Origin of the sequence: Rahnella perminowiae (assembly GCF_019049755.1) — a bacterium.
Classification (GTDB): Bacteria; Pseudomonadota; Gammaproteobacteria; order Enterobacterales; family Enterobacteriaceae; genus Rahnella; species Rahnella perminowiae.
The window spans coordinates 1-1,559 of the sequence record NZ_JAFMOS010000187.1; the positions used below are offsets into that span (position 1 = coordinate 1).

Annotated in this window: 1 protein-coding gene; it reads right to left on the reverse strand. The window is 40.9% G+C overall.

The features are described from left to right. Positions 1–203: 203 nt before the first annotated feature. Positions 204–1,466: a hypothetical protein gene (locus J1785_RS01120; protein ID WP_217137403.1), complete on the reverse strand. Its 1,263-nt coding sequence runs from the start codon at positions 1,464–1,466 to the stop codon at positions 204–206. Between the last annotated feature and the right edge of the window lie 93 nt (positions 1,467–1,559).

The window sequence follows — 1,559 nt, forward strand, 5'->3', positions numbered from 1 at the left end:
GATTTTGAGCTGTGCATGAAAAGAGGTTTACGAACAGGTAGGTGTAAGTAATCGTAGAAAGGAATGTTCAGTTTTTAATTAATTTTATTTCAAATAAATCTTTTGATGGTGATTATAACTATTGGGAGAGATGAAAGGTGAGCGCATAGGCGGTCACCTAGTTGATGATAGCTAGCCGATTTTGAATATGATTATTTATCAAATTAACGGTCTTCGATTAATGGTATTTCATTGTAGTGGACAACGATCTTGGCATCTTTGGCAACATAGTAGTTTGGTACTGAGTAGGCGATAGTGGCAAAGTCAATCTTTCCACGGTTCTTGAAATCAGCGATAGCTATACGCGCAACGGATTCATCTGATATACGCCATTTTGCGAAAATCCCTTTACTAATATCAATAGCTTTGTAATAAAAAACTCCTTGCCACGGCCAGGGGCCACGCAAGCCAATTATAAATTCATCCTCACCATCTCCATCAAAATCGGCACACACTACTTGATGCCCTGGCCCTTCCCCATTTTCATTTGGGTCACCATAAATATCCAATAATACTCGCTGCCATTGAGCATTCTGAGGTGGCAGGGTATCCTGTTTATAATATACTGCCACAGTATTACCATGAAAAGGCTCAATTGCTGCAACATAGCTGAATGGGTCACTGCCTATGCGGCCAACATCCATATCACCGCTACCCTTAAATCCAGTTTTCTCAAACTGGGTCAGTTCCCCTGTTCCGATCAATACACGACGCCAGATATGCTCCTCCTCATCATAATATAGCCAAGTTACTCCCTCATCAGAGGCTAAAATTACAGAGTCTCTTGATGAACCAGAAATCAGGCCTTTCTTCTTCTCTGCACCATGAATCATACGGAATGTACTATCGTCGATGACCGTCATTTTCCATTCATCAGCGTTGAAAACGTCATCAGGTTGAGTAAATAGAACCACAGGCAAAACCGCATGAACATCTTCTTTGGCAACAATAGGGAAACCGAGAATTTCGATCTTCTCATTCTGAGTAAAATAACCAGCCCTCAGACGGTGCATCCCAGTTGTTCTGCCTACATAATGCCTTTTCCATCTATCTCCCTTGCTCAAATCAGCTCCAGGGTTTTCAATCCAATCTATTTTTCCGCCAGCAGTATCAGGATCATAGATAGTTCCAATCGGTCCATACAATTCATAGCAAACAATCGCATCAGGATAACCATTGCAAGTGATATCAGCATAATCAGCGCCAACAGGCATTTTGATTTTGTCTATGATAAGATGCTTCTTCCATTCGGGACTCTCATACCAATAAAGTTCCCCAAGTGTTAGTCCATAGCCAAACAAATCTATATTTCCATCTTTATTTAGATCTGCGGCCTCCAGCCAATACCCATCCCGTAGGTTCTTAGCTACGATTTCCTTAGTGAATTCTGGGATTGCAGGAATTAATGCATGTATTTTATCGGACATTTCTTCACCTCATCAATTTAAATTGGATGATATTCTAATGCTAACCACACGCAGGGAGTATCAGCGTAGTATTGGTGATATGGATAGATATAC

Bases quoted from the DNA above. Each gene is read 5' to 3' on its own strand.
- J1785_RS01120 (WP_217137403.1), bottom strand. From the start codon at position 1,466: ATGTCCGATAAAATACATGCATTAATTCCTGCAATCCCAGAATTCACT.